This is a genomic window from Azospirillum rugosum (assembly GCF_017876155.1).
Classification (GTDB): domain Bacteria; phylum Pseudomonadota; class Alphaproteobacteria; order Azospirillales; family Azospirillaceae; genus Azospirillum; species Azospirillum rugosum.
This window is the reverse complement of sequence record NZ_JAGINP010000018.1, coordinates 64,032-83,596: the sequence shown is the minus strand read 5'-3', so window position 1 is coordinate 83,596 and position 19,565 is coordinate 64,032. Positions and strand designations below refer to the sequence as shown.

Below are 19,565 nucleotides of genomic sequence, written 5' to 3'. Positions count from 1 at the left end.
CGTTGGGGTGTGTCACATACCCGCGATGGTCAGGCCGTCGATGCGGACGGTCGGGGCGTCCATGCCGAAGCGGAGTTCCAGGTCGCTCGCCGGCTCCATGTTCAGGAACATGTCCTTCAGGTTGCCGGCGATGGTCAGCTCGTTCACCGGGTAGGCGAGCTGTCCGTTCTCGATCCAGTAGCCGGCCGCACCGCGGCTGTAGTCGCCGGTGACGCCGTTGACGCCCATACCCATCAGTTCCGTGACGTAGAAGCCGTCCTTGATTTCGGCCAGCAGGTCGTCGCGGCTCTTCGCGCCGGGGGCCATGTAGACGTTGGCCGGCGCCGGGCCCGGCGGGCCGGAGGTGCCGCGCGCCGCGTGGCCGGTGGTGGACAGGCCGAGCTGCCGGGAGGAGCGCAGGTCGAGCAGCCAGGTGGTCAGACGCCCGTCCTCGATCAGGTTGCGGCGGCTGGTGGCGATGCCCTCCGCGTCGAAGGGTCGGGAACGCAGGCCGCGCTTCACATGCGGGTCGTCCACGATGGTGATGCCCGCCGCGAAGATCTGCTGGCCCATCTTGTCCTTCAGGAAGCTGGTGCCGCGCGCGATGCTCGGCCCGCTGATGGCGCCGGTGAGGTGGCCCAGGATGCCGCGCGAGGCGCGCGGGTCGAACACTACGGGGACCTTGCAGCTCTTCACCCGGCGCGGGTTCAGGCGGCGCACCGAACGCTCCCCGGCCTCGCGGCCGATGGCGGCGGGGTCGCGGAGGTCGGCGCCGTAGACCTTGCTGTCGTAGTCGTAGTCGCGCTCCATCCCCGTGCCGGTCCCGGCGAGGACGGACACGGACAGCGACTGCCGCGACACGCCGTAGCTGCCCTTGAAGCCGTTGGAGGCGGCGATGGCGATGGTGGAGCGGCTCCAGCTCGCGTCGGCGCCTTCGGAGTTGGTGACGCCCTCGACGGCGAGCGCGGTTTCCTCGGCGATGCGGGCGCGCTCGATCAGAATCTCGGCGGTCGGCTCGGACAGGTCCAGCACGTCGAGGTCGGGGAACTCGCGCGCCAGCTGGTCGGGGTCGGCCAAGCCGGTGAAGGGGTCTTCCGGCACCACGCGGGCCATGGCGACGGCCCGCTCCACCAGTTCGTCCAGCGCCTTGGCGCTGCGGTCGGTGGAAGAGACGATGGCCTGGCGCTTCCCGACGAAGACCCGCAGGCCGAGGTCGCCCGATTCGGACCGCTCCAGCTTTTCCGTCTTGCCGAGGCGCTGGCTCAGCGAAAGCGACGCGCTGTCGAACAGAACGGCGTCGGCGGCGTCGGCCCCGGCGCCCTTGGCCTTGCGGATCAGGTCTTCCAGCAGGTTCAGAACGTCGCTCTGGGAGGTGGTCGAAACGGGCATCACGGTCTCCGCTAGGTCTCGCGCCTGTCTAGCAAATGGGAGCGCCGCACAGAAGAGGAAGGGGCATATCGCCTCAGGCGCGCCCCTTCCTCGTCTACCCGATGACCTAGTTCAGGCGAGCCGGTCCTGCACGGAAACGGTCTGGGTGGAGGTCGGCAGCTTCAGGGCGAAGGCGCCGTCGCCCAGCAGGGCCTGGATGGGCAGCAGCACGGTCCAGAAGACCGGGAACTCCCAGCCGCCGCCGGTCGCCGAGAAGACCCAGCCGTTGCCGATGTGCTGCAGCGTGGCGCCGATCAGGATCGGCAGCAGGGCCAGCGAAATCCAGCGGGTGAAGACGCCGGCCACCAGCAGCAGGCCGCCGCCGATCTCGCCCAGGATGACAAGGTAGGCGAAGACACCGGGGTAACCGATGCTCTCGAAGTAGCCGACCGTGCCGGCGATGCCGAAGGTCAGGACCTTCAGGACCAGCCCGTGGGCGATGAAGAGAAGGCCCAGGCTGACGCGCAGCAGGAAGGCGGCGTAGGGGGCGGTGCGATTATCGATCATGGCGTGGTCTCCTTGTCCCTGAGTGGTGGCCCGCATTGGCGTTGGTGCCGGGGCCGGTGTCGTCTGAGGGCAAGACTAGCCGTGATCGGGATTGGGATAATCCGCTTAGTTGTGCACTGATTGTTGCTGGTCTGGCAACGTAGGCTTGGCGAGAGGCGATGAACCACAGAGACACGGAGACACAGAGAATCATCCCTCTGTGCCTCCGTGTCTCTGTGGTGAACCACCGACCGACGCGAACGCTCACGCCAGGAAGGAATTCGCCGGGTCGTAGCGGGACGGCAGGGCGAACAGGTCGGCGTCCACGCCGTCGCCGTGCCGCCGTTCCGGGGCCGGGCTGTCGTAGACGACGAGCAGGGCGGGGGAGGCGCCGGCGCGCGGGACGCGGGCGATGCCCTCGGCGTGGTCGGCCCGCTCGCCAAAGGGGAGGTCGAGCAGGCGGACCAGACGGTCACCGCGGACGAGGCTCTGGTCCTCGGCCTCAAGCGCGTCGGTCCAGCGCCACAGCGCTACAGGACCGTCCAGGTCCATGGTCGGCCCGGCCAGGATCACCAGATCCTCGCCGTCGAAGGCCAGTTCGCGGATGCCCAGCCCGTCCAGGTCCAGGAAATGCTTGCGGACCTTTGCGTCGTCCGGCCCGATGCGCTGGAGCATCAGGTGGTCGGGGCTGTCCGGGTCCTCCTCCACGGCCAGTTCCAGGATGCAGGCCCAGCCGCGCAGGACCGGGCCGCGCAGCCCCAGGAACAGGCGGTCGCCGCAGGCGGCCAGCCCCTCGACGTCGAAGCCGTTCTCCTTGGCCGGGATCGCCAGGAAGGGGGCGAGGAGCGCGTCGTCGGCCAGCGCCTTGGTCAGGGCGTTGCCGCCGGGCTTGAAGGGCAGGCAGCGCGCGGTGTTCCCCTGGTGCTTGCGGACCGGTTCCGGAGGCTGTCCGTCGTCCATGCGCAGGGGAATGCGGCCGAGCAGGAAACGGTTGGGATCGCGCCGGACCTCCGTCAGGCGCCCCAGCGCCGCCGCGTCGTCGTCCTTCGCCCGCGGCTTCTTGCGGGCGAGGCTGTGCGAGCCGACGGCCCACAGCCAGCCGTCGGCGACCGCCATGCCCTCGATGTCCGCCTCCGCCGACTCGTCCGGTCCGGCCGGCAGGTCGAAGATGCCGGCGAGCGGGAAGGCCGCGTCCTCGCGGTAGCTGGCGCCCCCGTCCGCGGTGACCAGCCGGACCAACTCCGCCCCCTCGTCGGACGCGGCGAACAGGGCGTTGCCCGCCCGCTCCACCACCGACAGGTCCTCCGCCGTCTTGCTGCCCGGCCGGAAGTCCAGGCGGACGGTGCCGATGGGATGGGCGGGGGAGCGGGGCATGGCGGGCCTCCTTGGCGAGAAGGGACGGCTATTTCCAGATGGGCGTTCCGCTGCCGGGCAGGCCGTAGCTGTCCCATTTGCGGGAGACCTCGTCGACCACCGACTGGTCCATGCGGATCTTCTGGCCCCATTCGCGCTTGGTCTCCGGCGGCCACTTGTTGGTGGCGTCCAGCCCGACCTTGCCGCCGAGGCCCGAATCGGGGCTGGCGAAGTCCAGGTAGTCGATCGGCGTGCCCTCGATCACCGTGATGTCGCGGGCCGGGTCCATGCGGGTGCTCATCGCCCACATCACGTCCTTCCAGTTCCGCGCGTCGATGTCGTCGTCCACGACGATCACCCACTTGGTGTACATGAACTGGCGCAGGAAGGACCAGACCCCCATCATCACGCGCTTGGCGTGGCCGGGGTAAGCCTTCTTCATGCTGACCACCGCGATGCGGTAGGAGCAGCCCTCCGGCGGCAGCCAGAAGTCCACGATTTCCGGGAATTGCTGGATCAGCAGGGGAATGAACACCTCGTTCAGCGCCTCGCCCAGGACGGAGGGCTCGTCGGGCGGGCGGCCGGTGAAGGTGGACAGGTAGATCGGATTGCGCCGCATGGTCATCGCCGTGACGGTGAAGACCGGGAAGGGTTCGACCGAGTTGTAGTAGCCGGTGTGGTCGCCATAGGGCCCCTCGTCGGCGTACTCGTCCAGGCTGACATGGCCTTCCAGCACGATCTCCGCCTGGGCCGGCACCTTCAGCGGGACGGTCTTGCAGTCCACCAGCTCCACCTTCCGGCCGCGCAGCAGCCCGGCGAACTGGTATTCCGACAGCGTGTCGGGCACCGGCGTGACGGCGGCCAGGATGGTGCCGGGATCGGCGCCGAGCACCACCGCGCAGGGCAGGGGATCGCGCTTGCCGCTCGCTTGCCAGCGGTGGTGGTGCTGCGCGCCGCCGCGGTGCTTCAGCCAGCGCATGATGGTCTTGTTCTTCCCCAGCACCTGCATGCGGTAGATGCCGAGGTTGAAGTCGTCCTCGCGCTTGCCGGTCGGCCCCTTGGTGACGACCAGCGGCCAGGTGATCAGCGGCGCCGGCTCGCCCGGCCAGCAGCTCTGCACCGGCAGGCGGCCGAGGTCGATCTGGTCGCCGGTCAGCACCACCTCCTGGCAGGGTGCGGAGCCGACGGTCTTCGGCTTCATCGACAGCACGGTCTTGGCCAGCGGGATCAGCTCCAGCGCCTCGCGGAAGCCGCCCGGCGGCTCCGGCTGCTTCAGGAAGGCCAGCGTCTCGCCGACCGCGCGCAGCTCGTGCGGCTCGCGGTCCATGCCCCAGGCGACGCGCTCCACCGTGCCGAACAGGTTGACCAGCACCGGCATCTCCGACCGCGTGCCGTCGGCCTTGATCACGTTCTCGAACAGCACCGCCGGCCCGCCCTCGGCCAGCAGGCGGGTCTGGATCTCGGTCATCTCCAGCACGGTGGAGACCGGTTCCCGGACCACGACCAGACGCCCCGTCTTCTCCAGCCGGTCGATGAAGTCGCGCAGAGAGGTGTAAGGCATGGACGGTCCGTCGCTGGTCAAAGGATGTGGGGCGCCTAGCATCGGCGCGGATCGCGCCGCGTCAAGGAAAAGGGAGGCTCACTCCGGCAGCAGGCGCCAGATGGTGGTGTCGCGCGTTTCCCGGTCTTCCAGCTCCAGCGAGGTCGGCACGGTGTAGCGGCCGACGCGCTCGATGCCGGTCGTCGGGACGTAGGCGCGGCCGGGATCGCCCAGCAGGACCAGCGTGCCCGTCGCCGCGACCCCGCGCAGCCAAGCCGTGACGCGTTCCGCCATGGGCTTTTCGTAGCAGACGTCGCCGGCCAGGACGACGTCGATGCCCGGCAGGTCGCGGCCGACCAGGTCGGCGCTGACGGCCTTCACCTCCACCCCGTTCAGCTCGGCGTTGACCGCGATGGCGGCCAGCGCGAAGCGGTCGATGTCGCAGGACTGCACGCGCGCGGCGCCGGCCTTCATAGCGGCGATGCCCACCAGCCCGGTGCCGGCGGCGAAGTCCAGCACCGACTTGCCGGCGACGAGGTCCGGCCGGTCGAGCACCAGCCGCGCCACGGCCTGCCCGCCGGGCCAGGCGAAGGCCCAGTAGGGCGGCGGCACGTTCGACTCGCGCAAGGTCTCCTCGGTCGCTTCCCACAACGGCGTGACTTCCGTTGCCAAATGAAGGCGGATTTCCGGCAGCAACGGAGTCGTCGCGACGGTCGTGTTGGTCCGGACGAAGTCGTTCGGAGAAAGCGTGGTCATGTTGGATTCCCGGCTGTGCGAGGGCCGCATGGTTGATCTGTCCACAGCCCGTTTTGGTTACATAATTCAAACGGAGTAGACTCGCCAGCCGGCCCGTGTTACCCAGTCGAAAGAGACAAAACAAAGGCATGGGGTCGACATGCGGTCGAGGGGACTGGCGATCTGCGTTTCGTTCGCGGCACTCTTCGCGCTTAGCCCCACCGCCATATCCAAGGCCTACGCCCAAGTGGGCGACTGCGTCCGCACCGTCCGCGCCATCTCCGACTTTACCATCCAGGGCGACGCCTGGACCTGGTGGAACCACGCCGCCGGCCAGTACGACCGCGACAAGCACCCGGCGCTCGGGTCGGTCCTGGTCTTCAAGCGCTCCGGCCGGCTGAGCCGCGGCCACGTCTCGCTGGTCAGCCACATCGTCGACCGCCGCACCATCGAGGTCGACCATTCCTGGCTGGACCGCAACGGCCTGCGCCGCAACATGCGCGTGGTGGACGTGTCGGCCCGCAACGACTGGTCGGCCGTCCGCGTCTGGCACGAGCCGTCGGACCAGCTGGGCCTGCGCGTCTACACCACCTACGGCTTCATCCTGCCGGAAGGGGAGGCCCCGCGCGGCCGCACGCTGGACGCCAACGACTCGGGCATCGACACCGGCTTCACGGTCGCCCCGCACGGCCGCGGCAAGCCGGCCTCCGCCGGGCCCCGCCTGCTGGAGGCCTCGCTGAAGGGCCGCGCCGTCGCCGTTCCGGGCCGCAAGCCGCAGGTTCTGATGGCGTCCCTCGCGACCTCAAGCACGACGAGCAACGCTGCCAAGCACGAGGGCGCGGTGGTTTCCGTGCTGCCGCGCCGCAAGCCGGCCGGCCCCGCGCTGGCGAAGGGCGAGGTTGCCTCCGTCGACGGCCTGCGCACCCTGATGCCCGGCCGCAAACCCGGCTCCAGCGCCGTCGCCGAACTGTCGGCGGAGTAACGGCATCTCGGCACCGTAGGCGGCACCGTAGGTTGGGTGAAGCGAAGCGCAACCCAACACACCTTGCCGCGCCGACGATGTTGGGTTTCGGCTGCGCCTCCACCCAACCTACGATTCTCCTTATACTTTCCCGGCCAGGATCGCGGCCAGGACCAGCCAGCCGAACCAGCGGTTGGACTTGAACTTGGTCAGGCAGTCGGTCTGGTCGTCGGGGTTCCAGGTCGCCACCTGCCAGGACAGTTGCAGGGCGGCCAGCGACAGCAGCGGCAGGTACAGGCCGCCCAGCCCGGCCAGCCGTCCGGCGATGCCGATCCCCACGAAGGTCAGGGTGTAGAAGCCGTAGATCCAAATCTTGCTCTGGTCGCCCAGCCGCAGGGCGGTGGACTTCACGCCGATGCGGGCGTCGTCCTCCTTGTCCTGGTGGGCGTAGATGGTGTCGTAGCCCAGTGTCCAGACGATCCCCGCGGCGTAGAGCGCCAGCGCCGGCCACTCCAACTCGCCGCGCACCGCCGTCCAGCCCATCAGGGCGCCCCAGTTGAAGGTCAGCCCCAGGAAGGCCTGCGGCCACCAGGTGATGCGCTTCATCAGCGGGTAGGTGAAGACCAGCACCAGCGACAACACGCCCAGCCCAATGGTCAGCCCGTTGAACTGCGCCAGGATCGCCAGCCCGATCAGCAGCTGGAACACCAGGAAGGCCAGCGCCTGCTTGACCGACACTTGGCCGGAGGGGATCGGCCGCGTCCGCGTCCGCTCGACCATCGCGTCGAAGTCGCGGTCGAGGATGTCGTTCACGGTGCAGCCGGCCCCGCGCATGACCACGGCCCCGATCCCGAACAGCGCCATCATCCACAAGTCCGGCAGCGGCCCGGCGCCGGCCAGCGCTATGCTCCACCAGCCCGGGAACAGGAGAAGCCACGTCCCGATCGGCCGGTCGAGCCGCGCCAGCCGCAGGTAGGGGCGGATCGGTGCCGGAGCGTAACGGTCGATCCAGTCGCCGACCCGGATGTCCGTGTAGTCTCCGGGGGCGGGAGCGGGGGAGGCGGGGCTGGTCATGGCGAACTCGCGCATCGGTCGGAGGTGGGGCGGGCGGGGGCAGGGTAACGGCCGACTCCGGGCGCCGCAAGGCCGGGCTGCCCTGCGGAAAGGTCGGCGAAAAGGCGGACCCGAACGCTCGCAGTCCATCGGCTGTTGCCGCTATAGTCGGGCGCGATGTGGGGAGATGAGAACTGATGTCGGACCAGCCGAAAACGCGCCTGTACGTGGACAGCCCCCTGGCCGAGGGCCAGGCGGTGGGGCTCGACCATGAACGCGCGCATTTCCTGCGCCACGTGCTGCGGCTCGACAAGGGCGACGCGGTGGCCGTCTTCAACGGGAAGGACGGGGAGTGGCTGGCCGAAATCGACGGGTTCGGCAAGGGCTGGTGCTCGCTGACCGTCACGGTTCAGCGGCGCGCCCAGGCGGACGGGCCGGACCTCTGGCTGCTCTTCGCGCCGATCAAGCGCGGCCGCATCGATTTCGTGGCCGAAAAGGCCACGGAAATGGGCGTGTCGCGGCTGTGGCCGGTCTTCACCCGGCGCACCGACCCGAACCGCGTCAACACCGACCGCCTGCGCGCCAACGCCATCGAGGCGGCCGAGCAGTCGGAGCGGCTGACCGTGCCGGAACTGTCCGACCCCGTGCCGCTGGACAAGGCGCTGGCCGGCTGGCCGGAGGGGCGTACGCTGTACCTGTGCGCGGAAGCCGGCAACGTACGCCCGATCGCCGAGGCGGTGCGCGATACTGCGCATAACGGGGGCCGCGGACCGGCGGCTTTCCTGATCGGGCCGGAGGGCGGCTTTGCACAGTCGGAACTTGACGAAATTTGTAAACTACCCTCTGTTGTCCCCGTCGGCCTGGGGCCCCGCATCCTTCGGGCCGACACGGCGGTGGTGGCCGCGCTCGCCTGCTGGCAGGCCCTTTCGGGGGACTGGACGGCCGAGGGCGGCGACACACGTCCGCCATTCCGGTCTCCGGCTGATCCGGCCGGCCCGGCCGTTTGATTTTCGATAGCGGGAGCATTCATGTCCGCACCTCCGAAGACGCGTGGTGAACCGATCACCGACCGCCGCCAGCTGGTGGCGTATATGGAATCCGGCTCCAAGCCGGCCCAGGACTGGCGCATCGGGACCGAGCACGAGAAATTCGCCTACCGCGTCTCCGACAATCGTCCGCTGCCCTACGACGGGCCGGACGGCATCGGTGAACTGCTGAAGCGCCTCCAGCGCTTCGGCTGGGACGCGGTGGAGGAGAACGGCAACATCATCGCCCTGACCCAGGGCATGGCCAACATCACCCTGGAGCCCGGCGGGCAGGTCGAACTGTCCGGTGCGCCGCTGGAGACCCTGCACCAGACCTGCGCCGAGGTGCACCGCCACCTGCGCCAGGTGAAGGAGGTCGGCGGCGAACTGGGCATCGCCATGATGGGTCTGGGCTTCCAGCCCAAGTGGCGCCGCGACGAGATCCCGTGGATGCCCAAGGGCCGCTACAAGATCATGGGCGACTACATGCCCAAGCGCGGCAGCCTCGGCCTCGACATGATGACGCGGACCTGCACCGTGCAGGTGAACCTGGACTTCGCGTCGGAAGCCGACATGGTGAAGAAGTTCCGCGTCAGCCTGGCGCTGCAGCCCATCGCCACGGCGCTGTTCGCCAACTCCCCCTTCACCGAGGGCAAGCCGAACGGCTTCCAGTCCTTCCGCAGCCACATCTGGACCGACACCGACCCCGACCGCACCGGCGACCTGCCCTTCGTGTTCGAGGACGGCTTCGGGTTCGAGCGCTACGTCGACTATCTGCTCGACGTGCCGATGTACTTCGTCTACCGCGACGGCGCGTACATCGACGCCGCGGGCCTGTCCTTCCGCGACTTCATGGACGGCAAGCTGCCGGTGCTGCCGGGCGAAACCCCGCTGATCACCGACTGGGCCGACCACATGACCACCTCCTTCCCCGAGGTGCGCCTGAAGAAGTACCTGGAGATGCGCGGCGCCGACGGCGGCCCGTGGCGGCGGCTGTGCGCCCTGCCGGCGCTGTGGGTCGGGCTGCTGTACGACGCCCAGGCGCTCGACGCCGCCTGGGACCTCGTGAAGGACTGGACGACGGAAGAGCGTGCGCACCTGCGCGCCAACGTGCCGCGCCATGGCCTGCGCACCACCTTCCGGAACCGGACGGTGCGCGAGGTCGCGCTGGAGGTGCTGGCCATCGCCCGCGACGGCCTCGTCCGCCGCGCCCGCAACGACAACTGGGGCGACGACGAAAGCCACTTCCTCGACACGCTGGTCAGCATCGCCGAGAGCGGCGAAACCCCGGCCGACGAGCTTCTGGCGAAGTTCAACGGCCCCTGGGGCGGCAGCGTCGACCCGGTGTTCAAGGAATACGCGTACTGATCCTGAGAAAAATGCGTAGGTTGGGTGGAGCGCCAGCGCAACCCAACATCGTCGCGATGCGGCGTGTGTTGGGTTTCGGCTGACGCCTCCACCCAACCTACGGTCCTGTGTCTTTTATTTCTTCCACGCGATCAGCCGCCGGGCGGCTTCGGCGATGGTCGCTTCCGAACCGGCGAAGCTGAAGCGGACGAAATGGTGGCCGCGGGCCGGGTCGAAGTCGATGCCTGGCGTGCAGGCGATGCCCGTCTCCGCCAGGATGCGCTTGCAGAAGGCCTCGCTGTCGTCGGTCATGGCCGACACGTCGGCGTAGACGTAGAAGGCGCCGTCGGCGGGCGCCAGCTTGTCGAAGCCGGCCTTGGGCAGTTCCTCCAGCAGGATCTGGCGGTTGCGGGCGTAGCGGGCGACGTGGCCGTCCAGCTCCGCGGTGCAGTCGAAGGCGGCGACGGCCGCGGCCTGCGACAGGGTCGGGGCGGAGATGAACAGGTTCTGCGCCAGGCATTCGACCGAGCGGATCAGGTCGTCCGGCACGACCATCCAGCCGAGCCGCCAGCCGGTCATCGAGAAGTATTTGGAGAAGCTGTTCACCACCAGCGCGGTCTCGCTGACCTCCGCCGCGGTGACGGCCTCCGGCCCGTAGGTCAGGCCGTGGTAGATCTCGTCCGACACAAGGCGCACGCCATTGGCGTCGCACCAGGCGGCGATCTCCGTCAGCTCTTCCCGGCTCAGCATCGTGCCGGTGGGGTTGGCGGGGCTCGCCACGATCAGGCCCTGGATCGGCTTGTCCAGTTGTTCCAGCAGCGCAATGGTCGGCTGGAACCGGTGCTCCGGCCCGGTCGGCAGCTCCACCGGCTCGACGCCGATGGCGGTCAGCGTGTGGCGGTATGCCGGGTAGCTGGGCGAGGCCATGGCGACCCGGTCGCCCGGATCGAAGGCGGCCAGGAAGCCCAGCTGAAAGGCGCCCGAGGAGCCGGTCGTTACGACCACGCGACGTTCCGGCACCGCAACCTTGTAGCGGTCCTGGTACCAGCGGGCGATGGCCGCGCGCAGCGCGGGGATGCCGAGCGCGCCGGTGTAGCCCAGCACGTCGGTGTCCAAGGCGCGGTGGGCGGCCTCCAGCACGCCCTTCGGCGCGCCGGTGGAGGGCTGCCCGACCTCCATGTGCAGGACCTCCAGCCCGGCGGCCTCACGCTCGGCGGCGGCGCGCATGACTTCCATGACGAAGAAGGGCGGGATGGCGCCCCGGGTGGAGACTTTCGGCTGCTTGCTCATGATCCCAAACTAGGCTGTGAGTCCCGGTGGGCTTGGTTTAGTCCGATTCGCGCGGCGTTTCGACCAGGAATCCGAGGGCGTGCGCGTTGCGGTCGGCGGCGATCTGGCATTCCTTCCAGCCGCTCTCGATCGAGGTCTGGCAGGCGACGAAGCTGGCGCGGCCGGGGGCCGAGGCCGGGCGGGCGGCCTGGATGGCGTCGCCGGGTTGCTTCTCCAGCGCGGCGGGCAGGGCGGTGGACAGCAGCGCGGCCGGGCCGGCGGACGGGCCGTCGCTGCCCGACGCCGTGCCGGTGCCAGCGAACTGGGTGCGGCCAACGATGGCGTTGGCGAGCAGGCCCGGCGCGCCGAAATCGGCGCGGGTCACGCCCTGGGCGGCCAGCATGCCGGTGCCCGGAATCATGCGGCCGGTGCCGAAGGGCGCCCCCATGGTGAAGGTGCAGGCCACGCCATTGTCCTCCGGGTCGATCACCGCGAGGCCGGCGCCGGGGGCGTTCGTGCCGTTGCCGGTGGCGCCCAGCGCCTGGGCGACGCGGGCGGCGCGCTGGGCCGGGGGCAGGTCGGCGGCGGCGTTCCAGGCGGCGACCAGCGCGGCGCCCGACTCGCGCTCCGGCAGCTGGGCGAACTGCATGGAGACGATGCCCAGCGGCACCGACGCGGTCTCGCCCCAGCGCGGCTGGTAGCCGCGCAGCGCGGCTTGGTCGATGCCGAGCGCCGGGCCGACGGTGGCGCCCAGCGGGCCGCCGTAGAGCGCCGAGACACCGCCGCGGCGGACCTGCGACAGGCTGGCGGCGAGGTCCGGCTGACGGATCGGCGCGCCCTCCGCCAGCGGAACGCCGGTGGGGAGGAAGACGCGCCGCGCCTCCGGATCGGCGGACAGGCGCGCGGCGTTGGCCGACAGGTCCTGGGCGAGCGCGCGGCTGACGGTGGCGCCGCCCCCGGCCAACTGCTCCGCGGGCACGGCCACCTGCTCCCACCGCATCACGCCGGCCCCGGCCTGGAGCGCGTAGACGCCGCGCAGGAAGGCGGGCACGGCGGTTCCATTGGAGCCAGCGGGGCGGGGCAGGAAGTCGAGCGTGCGGCTTTCCTTCTTGGCGGCGTTGAACACCACGCAGACGCCGCCGCCGGCCAGCCCGACGCGGGAGGGCAGGGTGGCCGCCATGGCCAGCGCCATCGCCGCCGCGGCGTCGCCGGCGCGACCGCCCTGCGCGATGATGTCGCGGCCGATGGAGGCGGCGCGCGGCTCGTCCGCCACCACATAGCTCTGGACCGGGGCGTTCGTCTTGTACTTGGTGTTGACGCAGCCCGGAAGCAGTGCTGCCACTATGGCAATCGCGCCCAACCCTCGCCAGATTCGGCGTGTGGAATGGGCCGAGGTTTTCGGTGGTTCCGCCATCCGGTGTTTCGGGATCCGCTGTTCGGAGGTCGTAACGGTGCGCAAGCCCAGCAGGCTCGTTTCGGTTGTCGCCATGGTCGCCGTGATGGTGTTGTCTTGGACGCCGCCCGCGGGCGCGCAGCGCCGCCAGGAGATGCAACTCCTCAGCGATGCCGAGACGGAACATATCATCCGCGACATGGCCCGGCCAATCTTCCAGGCCGCCGGCATCGATGCCGCCGCCGTGAACATCATCCTGGTCAACGACAACACCATCAACGCCTTCGTCGCCGGCGGGCAGAACATCTTCCTGCACACCGGCCTGCTGCTGAACGTCGACGACGCCGGGCAGCTGCTGGGCGTGATCGCGCACGAGACCGGGCATATCGCCGGCGGCCATCTGGTGCGCGGCGCCGACGCCATGGAGAACGCGTTCCTGTCCTCGCTGATCGGCATGGGCATCGGCGTGCTCGGCGGCATCGCGGCCAAGAACGCGGGTGCCGGCGCCGCCGGCCTGATGCTGGGCCAGCATCTGGCGGAGCGCAACTTCCTGTCCTTCTCGCGCAGCCAGGAGTCTTCAGCCGACCAGGCGGGCCTGTCCTACCTGGAGCAGTCCGGCATCTCCGCCCGCGGCATGGAGACCTTCCTGGAAAAGCTGGGGGTGAACGAGGATCCGCTGCTGACCAGCGACCCCGACGCCGGCTACCGCCGCACCCACCCGCTGACCCGCGAGCGCCTGGATTCGGTGGAGCGCTTCGTCGCCAACTCGCGCTACGGCAACAGGCCGATCCCCGCCGCCTGGAACGAGCAGTTCCGCCGCATCCAGGCCAAGCTGTACGCCTATCTGGACCCCAACGGGGCGCTGCGCCGCTACCGCGCGGACGACCCGTCCTTCGTGGCGCGCTACGGCCGGGCCTACGCCTATTTCCGGCGCGGCGAGGTCAAGCAGGCGCTACCGCTGGTCGACGGGCTGATCGCGCAGGAGCCGAAGAACCCCTTCATGTACGAGGTGAAGGGCGATCTGATGCTGCAGACCGGCCGCGCCCCGGACGCCGTCGCCCCCTACCGCAAAGCCATCGAGCTGCAGCCCGACGCCAACTCCATCCGCGTGTCGCTCGCCCACGCGCTGCTGGAGCAGAACGACCCACGCCTTGCCGACGAAGCGCTTAAGAATCTCCAGGTCGCCGCCAAGTCGCAGCAGGGCCAGTCCTCCTTCCTGTGGCGGCTGCAGGCCCAGGCCTGGAGCATGAAGGGCAACAACGGCATGGTCGCCTACGCCACCGCGGAGGAAGCCTTCGCCCGCGGGGACAAGCCGATGGCCCGCGCCCAGGCGGAACGGGCGGAAAAGCTGTTGCCGGCGGGCTCCCCCGGCTGGCTGCGCGCTCAGGACATCCGTGGGCAGGCGGGTGGGAAATGACCCGCGCGCACGGTTGGCGGTCGGGTCGCGGGGAGTTGACTTGCCCGGCCGCACTTTCCCCGTCACAAGTATCCATTCAATGACCAGCGCACGCGTCCGCACCCGGAGGTTTTTCCCCATGACCCGCTTCCGCCCCGCCGTCCTGATGCTGACCGCAGCATTGGCGGCGTTTTCCCCCGTCGCGGTCCAGGCGCAGTCCACCATGGACGACGCCCAGCGCAAGGCCATCGAAGGGGTGGTGCGCGACTACCTGATGCAGCACCCGGAAATCATCCTGGAGGCCGTGGACGCGTTGCAGCAGCGCCAGAAGCAGGCCGAGGAGGACCGCGCCCGCCAGGCGCTGGCTGCCAACAAGAAGGCGCTGTTCCAGAACCCGGCCGACCCGGTCGTCGGCAACCCGCAGGGCGACATCACGGTGGTCGAGTTCTTCGACTACCAGTGCGGCTACTGCAAGGCCGTGCAGGGCGACACGCAGAAGCTGATCAAGGACGACGGCAAGATCCGCTTCGTGCTGAAGGAGTTCCCGATCCTCGGCCCGGCGTCGGTCGTCGCGTCCAAGGCGGCGCTCGCGTCGCGCGCGCAGGGCAAGTATGTGGAGTACCACAACGCCCTGATGGCCCACCGCGGCCAGCTGGACGAGGACACCATCATGCGTTTGGCGAAGTCGGTCGGAATCGACGGCGACAAGCTGAAGAAGGACATGGAGAGCCCCGACGTCCTGAAGGTGATCGCCAGCAACCAGGCGCTGGCCGAGCAGCTGGGCATCCGCGGCACGCCGGCCTTCATCTTCGGCGACGAGTTGGTGCCGGGCGCCATCAAGCTGGACGAGATGAAGCGCCTCGTCGGCGCCGCGCGCAAGGGCTGACCCGGCCATGGCTGCTCCGACGACGGTGGTCTTCGACATCGGGCAAGTGCTCATCGAATGGGACCCGCGGCATCTCTACCGCGAGCTGTTCGAGGGGTACGAGGACCTGATGGAGCATTTCCTGGAGACGGTCTGCACGCCGGCCTGGAACCTGGAGCAGGACCGCGGCCGGCCGTGGGACGAGGCGGTGGCGACCCTGACCGCCGCCTACCCGGACTGCGCCGAGCTGATCCGCGCCTACCACGAGCGCTGGGAGGACATGGTGCCCGGCCCGATGCCGGGAACGCCGGAGATCCTGCTGGAGCTGAAGGGGCGGGGAACTCCGGTCTATTCGATCACGAACTTCTCGGCCGAGAAGTTCGTGCTGGCCCGCCAGCGCTTCGACTTCCTGAACGTCTTCGACGGCATCGTCGTGTCGGGGGAGGAACGGCTGGTCAAGCCCGACCCGGCCATCTTCCGCCTGCTGCTGGACCGCTATGGGCTGGTGGCGGAGGACTGCTTCTTCATCGACGACAGCGCGGCCAACGTGGAAGCCGCCCGCATGGTCGGCATGGTCGCCCACCATTTCAGCAGCGCGGATCGGCTGCGGGGTGAGCTGGAGGGGTTGGGGTTGTTGTAGGAGTTCTGGAACTGGGCCCCCACCCTAACCCTCCCCCATCTTCGACGGGGGAGGGAACTCCGCCGCTCCGCGACCAAAGCCCCTCCCCCCGCGAAGTGGGGGGAGGTTGGGAGGGGGGCCCAACTCCAGAACCCTCACTCATCCCCCGGATAGGTGATCGCGACCACCTCGATCTGCTCCACGCCCGCGGGCGTGCGCAGGTCCACGAGGTCGCCTTCCTGGGCCTTCAGAAGGGCGCGGGCGATCGGCGAGATCCAACTGACGTGGCCGCGGTCCAGGTCCACCTCGTCGGCGCCGACGATGGTGATGGTGTTCTCCGCCCCGTCCTCGCGGGCGTAGGTGACGGTCGCGCCGAAATACACGCGGTCGCGATTCGTCTGGCGCGTGGGATCCACCACCTCCGCCGATTCCAGCCGCTTGTTCAGGAAGCGGATGCGCCGGTCGATCTCGCGCAGGCGCTTCTTGCCATAGAGGTAATCGCCGTTTTCCGAGCGGTCGCCGTTGCCGGCCGCCCAGGACACGACCTCCACCACCTTCGGCCGCTCGACGCGCAGGAGGTTGCGCAGTTCCGCCTGCATCCGCTGGAAGCCGGCGGGCGTCATGTAGTTCTTGAAGCCGGCGGGCAGGGGCTTCGGATCGTCGCCGTCATCGTCGTCAGCCGAGTCGTTCTCCCGCGTGAAAGCCTTGCTCATCGTCGCAACCCGTTCTGCCTGTCGAAACACCCGTATGAAACAGAAAAGGCGCCCTGAGGCGCCTTTTCCAGTCTGCGTTTGGCCCAATCGGCGTTCGGCTTGCCGTCAGCGGGCCCACCAGCCGCGCCGCGGCTTGGCCGGCGGCTGGCTCTCTTCCGCGGCGGCCGGCTCGGGGGCCGGCTCGCTGATCGCGGGGGCGGGCGCCGCCTCGGCCGGAGCCTCCGCGGCGGCCTTCCGCTTGCGCGGAGCCCGCGTCTTGGCGGCCGGAGCGGCCTCCTCGGCGACCGGGGTCGGGGCAACCGGAGCCGGGGTGGCCGGCGCGGGAGCCGGCGCCGCCTCGACCGGGGCTTCCGCCGCGGCCTTCCGCTTGCGCGGCGCGCGCTTCTTCGGCTCGGCCTGAGACTCGGGCTGGGCCTCCTCGGCAACCGGAGCCGGGGCCGGAGCGGGCGCCGGCTCGGCCGGAGCCTCGGCGGCGGCGGCCTTGCGGCCACGCCCCTTGGCCGGAGCCTTCGCCGGCTTTTCCGCCTTCGGCTCGGCCGCGGCGGCCTTCGGGGCCTTGCTCCCCTTGCGGCCCTTCGGCGCTGCCGTCTGGGGCGCTTCCGGCTGCGGCGCGGGGGCCGGCGCCTCGGCCGACACGGTCTCCGCCACGTCCGCGGCCTCGGCCTTCACCTTGGCGCCGCGACGGCTGCGCGGCTTCTTGGCCGGCGCTTCCTCCACGGCCGGAGTCTCCGCCGGGGCTTCCGGAGCGGCTTCGGCCGCAACCTCGGCCGGCTCCCCGGTGGTCAGGATCCAATCGAAGTCGATCGGCTCCTCGGTGACCGGACCCTGGGCGGCCGGGACCGGAGCGGCCGGTTCAGCCACGGCTTCCGCGACCTCATCCGACTGGGCCTCGCCCTCCATGCCCTCGCGCTGGCGCGACCGGCGGCGGCCACCGCGCTTGCCGCGGCGACGCTTCTTGCGCTCACCGTTGGCGTCGCCGTTGCCTTCGCCTTCGCCGGCGAACTCGCCCGCGGCCTCGTCGCCTTCCTCGGCGTCCGCCTCGTCCTCACCCTCGTCGTTCGCGGCGTCGAGGTGATGGCGCACATCGACGTCGTTGATCACGAACTCCGGAGCGTCGATCTGGGCGCGCTCGATGGCTTCCTCGTCCACCTCGGTGCCGTCGGTCTCGGCGTCGCCCGCCTCGGCGTCCGCGGCTTCGCGGTCGGCGGCCGGACTCGCCAGGACCGGACGGCCCTCCTCGCGGTCGCGTCCGCGGCCACGGCGGCGCCGACGGCGGCGACGGCGGTCGCCTTCGCTCTCGCCGGCGACGGCCTCGGCGCGCTCGGTCGTCTCGGCCTCGGCGGCGGTCTCCTCGACGACCTCCTCCTCGGCTTCCTCGGCCTCGGCGGCCAGGATGCGGTCGGTCTCGGCCAGCACGCGCTCGGCGCTGACCAGCGGGACGTCGTCCTCCGGCGTGCGGGCCCTGACGCGCTCAAGCCGCAGGTCGGGGGCGATCAGCGTGTCGTCCGCCTGGACCATGACGCGGAAGCGGTAGCGCTCCTCGATCTTGGTCAGCTCGACGCGCTTCTGGTTGAGGATGTAGAGCGCGATGCGGGTCGGCACGAAGACCGTGATCTCGGCCGAACGCTTGCGGATGCCCTCCTCCTCGATGGCGCGGAGCACGTGCAGCGCCGAGGATTCGACCGAGCGGATGACGCCGGTGCCGGAGCAGTGCGGGCAGCGCTCGAAGTTGGTTTCCAGCAGCGACGGGCGCAGGCGCTGGCGCGACAGCTCCAGCAGGCCGAAAGCGGAGATGCGGCCGAGCTGGATGCGCGCCCGGTCGTTCTTCATCGCCTCCTTGAGGCGGCGTTCGACCGCGGCGTTGTTGCGGGGCTCCTCCATGTCGATGAAGTCGATCACGATGAGGCCCGCGAGGTCGCGCAGGCGGAGCTGGCGCGCCACCTCCTCCGCGGCTTCGAGGTTGGTCTTGTAGGCCGTCTCCTCGATGTTGCGCTCGCGCGTCGACTTGCCCGAGTTGACGTCGATGGAGACCAGCGCCTCGGTCGGGTTGATGACGATGTAGCCGCCGGAGCGCAGCTGCACGACCGGGCTGTGGATCGCGTCGATCTGCGTTTCCACCTGGTAGCGGTGGAACAGCGGGATCGTCTCGTCCCGGTACTGCATGACGCGCTTGGTGTGGCTCGGCATCATCATGCGCATGAAGTCGCGCGCGGTGTTGAAGCCGGCCGAACCTTCCACCCAGATCTCGTCGATGTCGTCGCTGTAGAGATCGCGGATCGAGCGCTTGATGAGGTTCGCCTCTTCATAGATGAGGCAGGGCGCCGAGGACTTCAGCGTCTGGACGCGGATGTCGTCCCACAGGCGCAGCAGGTATTCCAGGTCGCGCTTGATCTCCTGCTTGGAGCGCTCCAGCCCCGCGGTGCGCAGGATGACCGCCATGCCTTCCGGCACGTCGAGGTCCGACAGGATCTCCTTCAGGCGCTTGCGGTCGGCCGGGTTGGTGATCTTGCGGGAAATCCCGCCGCCGCGGCCGGTGTTCGGCATCAGCACGCAGTAGCGGCCCGGCAGCGACAGGTAGGTGGTGAGCGCAGCACCCTTGTTGCCGCGCTCCTCCTTGGTGACCTGGACTAGCATGACCTGCCGGCGCTTGATCACCTCCTGGATCTTGTAGCTGCGCAGCGGGCGCGTGCGGCGGCGGTGGGCGTCCTCGACCTCGTCGCCGCCGATCACGTCGGGGCTGACGGCGTCCTCGCCGGCCTGCTCGCCGTCGGTCTCGCCATCCACGTCGCCGCCGGCGGCGTCGGTGAAGGACCCGGCGGAAACCGCGTCATCGGCGTCGGCGGTCGCCGTGGCGTAGCCGTCGGTCTCGCCGTCCGCGTCGCCCTCGACACCCGCGTCTTCGCCGTAGCTCGACGGCATCGGCGAGAATTCCTCGACCACCTGCTCCGGCCGGATCGGCTCGGCCATCACGGCGCCGTCGGCCGCGGCCTCGGCGCGGGCTTCGGCCTGCTCCTCAAGCCGGCGCTCCTCGGCCAGCAGGGCCTCGCGGTCGGCGATCGGGATGCGGTAGTAGTCGGGATGGATTTCCGAGAAGGCGAGGAAGCCGTGGCGGTTCCCGCCATATTCCACGAAGGCCGCCTGGAGCGACGGCTCGACCCGGGTCACCTTGGCAAGGTAGATGTTGCCCTTGAGTTGCTTCCGGGTCGCGATTTCGAAGTCGAGGTCTTCGAGTCTGTTACCATTGACCACGGCAACCCGGGTTTCCTCCGGGTGCGTGGCGTCCACCAGCATGCGCTTGGCCATACAAGATCCCCATGACGCCCCCGGGGTGCCCGTGCGACGATCGGGCCGCCCGGACGCGTCATCGTTGTGTGCGAAGCCTGCGGAACCGGCCCCAACCTCG

The 19,565-nt window shown here is 69.8% G+C and carries 16 protein-coding genes; 6 read left to right on the top strand and 10 right to left on the bottom strand.

The features are described from left to right. Positions 1-12: 12 nt before the first annotated feature. From J2851_RS22980 to J2851_RS22960, 5 genes are all read right to left on the bottom strand, one after another. Positions 13-1,368 (bottom strand): TldD/PmbA family protein, encoded by a 1,356-nt coding sequence (locus J2851_RS22980; RefSeq protein WP_209769151.1) that lies wholly within the window; start codon positions 1,366-1,368, stop codon positions 13-15. Positions 1,369-1,479: 111 nt separating this feature from the next. Continuing rightward, the gene (locus J2851_RS22975; protein ID WP_209769150.1) at positions 1,480-1,914 is read right to left on the bottom strand and encodes a DoxX family protein; all 435 of its coding nucleotides are present in this window, start codon (positions 1,912-1,914) and stop codon (positions 1,480-1,482) included. A 243-nt stretch (positions 1,915-2,157) separates the two neighbouring features. Continuing rightward, complete coding sequence (locus tag J2851_RS22970) at positions 2,158-3,267, bottom strand: DUF3616 domain-containing protein (RefSeq protein ID WP_209769149.1); 1,110 nt, start codon at positions 3,265-3,267, stop codon at positions 2,158-2,160. Positions 3,268-3,295: 28 nt separating this feature from the next. Next, a complete protein-coding gene (locus J2851_RS22965; protein ID WP_209769147.1) occupies positions 3,296-4,807 on the bottom strand; it encodes a UbiD family decarboxylase in 1,512 nt (503 codons plus the stop codon). 78 nt (positions 4,808-4,885) lie between these two features. Then, positions 4,886-5,542: a class I SAM-dependent methyltransferase gene (locus J2851_RS22960; RefSeq protein WP_209769145.1), complete on the bottom strand. Its 657-nt coding sequence runs from the start codon at positions 5,540-5,542 to the stop codon at positions 4,886-4,888. 139 nt (positions 5,543-5,681) lie between these two features. On the opposite strand from J2851_RS22960, the gene J2851_RS22955 reads away from it, so the two are divergent. Further along, entirely contained in the window at positions 5,682-6,503 is an 822-nt protein-coding gene (locus J2851_RS22955) for a CHAP domain-containing protein (protein ID WP_209769144.1), read from the top strand. A gap of 120 nt (positions 6,504-6,623) precedes the next feature. Here the strand turns inward: J2851_RS22955 and ubiA are convergent, their stop codons facing one another. Beyond that, positions 6,624-7,556, bottom strand: a complete 933-nt coding sequence (gene ubiA / locus J2851_RS22950; protein ID WP_209769142.1) for a 4-hydroxybenzoate octaprenyltransferase — start codon at positions 7,554-7,556, stop codon at positions 6,624-6,626. 176 nt (positions 7,557-7,732) lie between these two features. Between ubiA and J2851_RS22945 the strand changes: the two genes are divergently transcribed. Both J2851_RS22945 and J2851_RS22940 read left to right on the top strand, forming a co-directional pair. Beyond that, positions 7,733-8,542, top strand: a complete 810-nt coding sequence (locus tag J2851_RS22945) for a 16S rRNA (uracil(1498)-N(3))-methyltransferase (RefSeq protein WP_209769141.1) — start codon at positions 7,733-7,735, stop codon at positions 8,540-8,542. A gap of 21 nt (positions 8,543-8,563) precedes the next feature. After that, positions 8,564-9,928 carry a glutamate--cysteine ligase gene (locus J2851_RS22940; protein WP_209769140.1) on the top strand — a complete coding sequence of 455 codons (1,365 nt, stop codon included), beginning with the start codon at positions 8,564-8,566 and terminating at the stop codon, positions 9,926-9,928. A gap of 114 nt (positions 9,929-10,042) precedes the next feature. Here J2851_RS22940 and J2851_RS22935 read toward each other — a convergent pair whose 3' ends face one another. Both J2851_RS22935 and J2851_RS22930 read right to left on the bottom strand, forming a co-directional pair. Then, positions 10,043-11,197: a pyridoxal phosphate-dependent aminotransferase gene (locus J2851_RS22935; protein ID WP_209769139.1), complete on the bottom strand. Its 1,155-nt coding sequence runs from the start codon at positions 11,195-11,197 to the stop codon at positions 10,043-10,045. Positions 11,198-11,234: 37 nt separating this feature from the next. After that, positions 11,235-12,518, bottom strand: coding sequence for a gamma-glutamyltransferase (locus tag J2851_RS22930; protein ID WP_307420173.1), 1,284 nt, complete (start codon positions 12,516-12,518; stop codon positions 11,235-11,237). 109 nt (positions 12,519-12,627) lie between these two features. Here J2851_RS22930 and J2851_RS22925 point away from each other — a divergent pair, with 109 nt between their 5' ends. The 3 genes from J2851_RS22925 (at position 12,628) to J2851_RS22915 (ending at position 15,470) form a co-directional block, all read left to right on the top strand. Continuing rightward, the gene (locus J2851_RS22925; RefSeq protein ID WP_307420174.1) at positions 12,628-13,986 is read left to right on the top strand and encodes a M48 family metalloprotease; all 1,359 of its coding nucleotides are present in this window, start codon (positions 12,628-12,630) and stop codon (positions 13,984-13,986) included. A gap of 118 nt (positions 13,987-14,104) precedes the next feature. Beyond that, complete coding sequence (locus tag J2851_RS22920) at positions 14,105-14,851, top strand: DsbA family protein (protein ID WP_209769137.1); 747 nt, start codon at positions 14,105-14,107, stop codon at positions 14,849-14,851. Positions 14,852-14,858: 7 nt separating this feature from the next. Beyond that, positions 14,859-15,470 (top strand): HAD family hydrolase, encoded by a 612-nt coding sequence (locus J2851_RS22915; protein ID WP_209769136.1) that lies wholly within the window; start codon positions 14,859-14,861, stop codon positions 15,468-15,470. 134 nt (positions 15,471-15,604) lie between these two features. Here J2851_RS22915 and greB read toward each other — a convergent pair whose 3' ends face one another. Next, positions 15,605-16,162, bottom strand: coding sequence for a transcription elongation factor GreB (greB, locus tag J2851_RS22910; RefSeq protein WP_209769135.1), 558 nt, complete (start codon positions 16,160-16,162; stop codon positions 15,605-15,607). A gap of 105 nt (positions 16,163-16,267) precedes the next feature. Continuing rightward, a complete protein-coding gene (locus J2851_RS22905; protein ID WP_209769133.1) occupies positions 16,268-19,465 on the bottom strand; it encodes an Rne/Rng family ribonuclease in 3,198 nt (1,065 codons plus the stop codon). Positions 19,466-19,565 lie beyond the last annotated feature (100 nt).

Bases quoted from the DNA above. Each gene is read 5' to 3' on its own strand.
- J2851_RS22980 (WP_209769151.1), bottom strand. From the start codon at position 1,368: ATGCCCGTTTCGACCACCTCCCAGAGCGACGTTCTGAACCTGCTGGAA.
- J2851_RS22975 (WP_209769150.1), bottom strand. From the start codon at position 1,914: ATGATCGATAATCGCACCGCCCCCTACGCCGCCTTCCTGCTGCGCGTC.
- J2851_RS22970 (WP_209769149.1), bottom strand. From the start codon at position 3,267: ATGCCCCGCTCCCCCGCCCATCCCATCGGCACCGTCCGCCTGGACTTC.
- J2851_RS22965 (WP_209769147.1), bottom strand. From the start codon at position 4,807: ATGCCTTACACCTCTCTGCGCGACTTCATCGACCGGCTGGAGAAGACG.
- J2851_RS22960 (WP_209769145.1), bottom strand. From the start codon at position 5,542: ATGACCACGCTTTCTCCGAACGACTTCGTCCGGACCAACACGACCGTC.
- J2851_RS22955 (WP_209769144.1), top strand. From the start codon at position 5,682: ATGCGGTCGAGGGGACTGGCGATCTGCGTTTCGTTCGCGGCACTCTTC.
- ubiA (WP_209769142.1), bottom strand. From the start codon at position 7,556: ATGACCAGCCCCGCCTCCCCCGCTCCCGCCCCCGGAGACTACACGGAC.
- J2851_RS22945 (WP_209769141.1), top strand. From the start codon at position 7,733: ATGTCGGACCAGCCGAAAACGCGCCTGTACGTGGACAGCCCCCTGGCC.
- J2851_RS22940 (WP_209769140.1), top strand. From the start codon at position 8,564: ATGTCCGCACCTCCGAAGACGCGTGGTGAACCGATCACCGACCGCCGC.
- J2851_RS22935 (WP_209769139.1), bottom strand. From the start codon at position 11,197: ATGAGCAAGCAGCCGAAAGTCTCCACCCGGGGCGCCATCCCGCCCTTC.
- J2851_RS22920 (WP_209769137.1), top strand. From the start codon at position 14,105: ATGACCCGCTTCCGCCCCGCCGTCCTGATGCTGACCGCAGCATTGGCG.
- J2851_RS22915 (WP_209769136.1), top strand. From the start codon at position 14,859: ATGGCTGCTCCGACGACGGTGGTCTTCGACATCGGGCAAGTGCTCATC.
- greB (WP_209769135.1), bottom strand. From the start codon at position 16,162: ATGAGCAAGGCTTTCACGCGGGAGAACGACTCGGCTGACGACGATGAC.
- J2851_RS22905 (WP_209769133.1), bottom strand. From the start codon at position 19,465: ATGGCCAAGCGCATGCTGGTGGACGCCACGCACCCGGAGGAAACCCGG.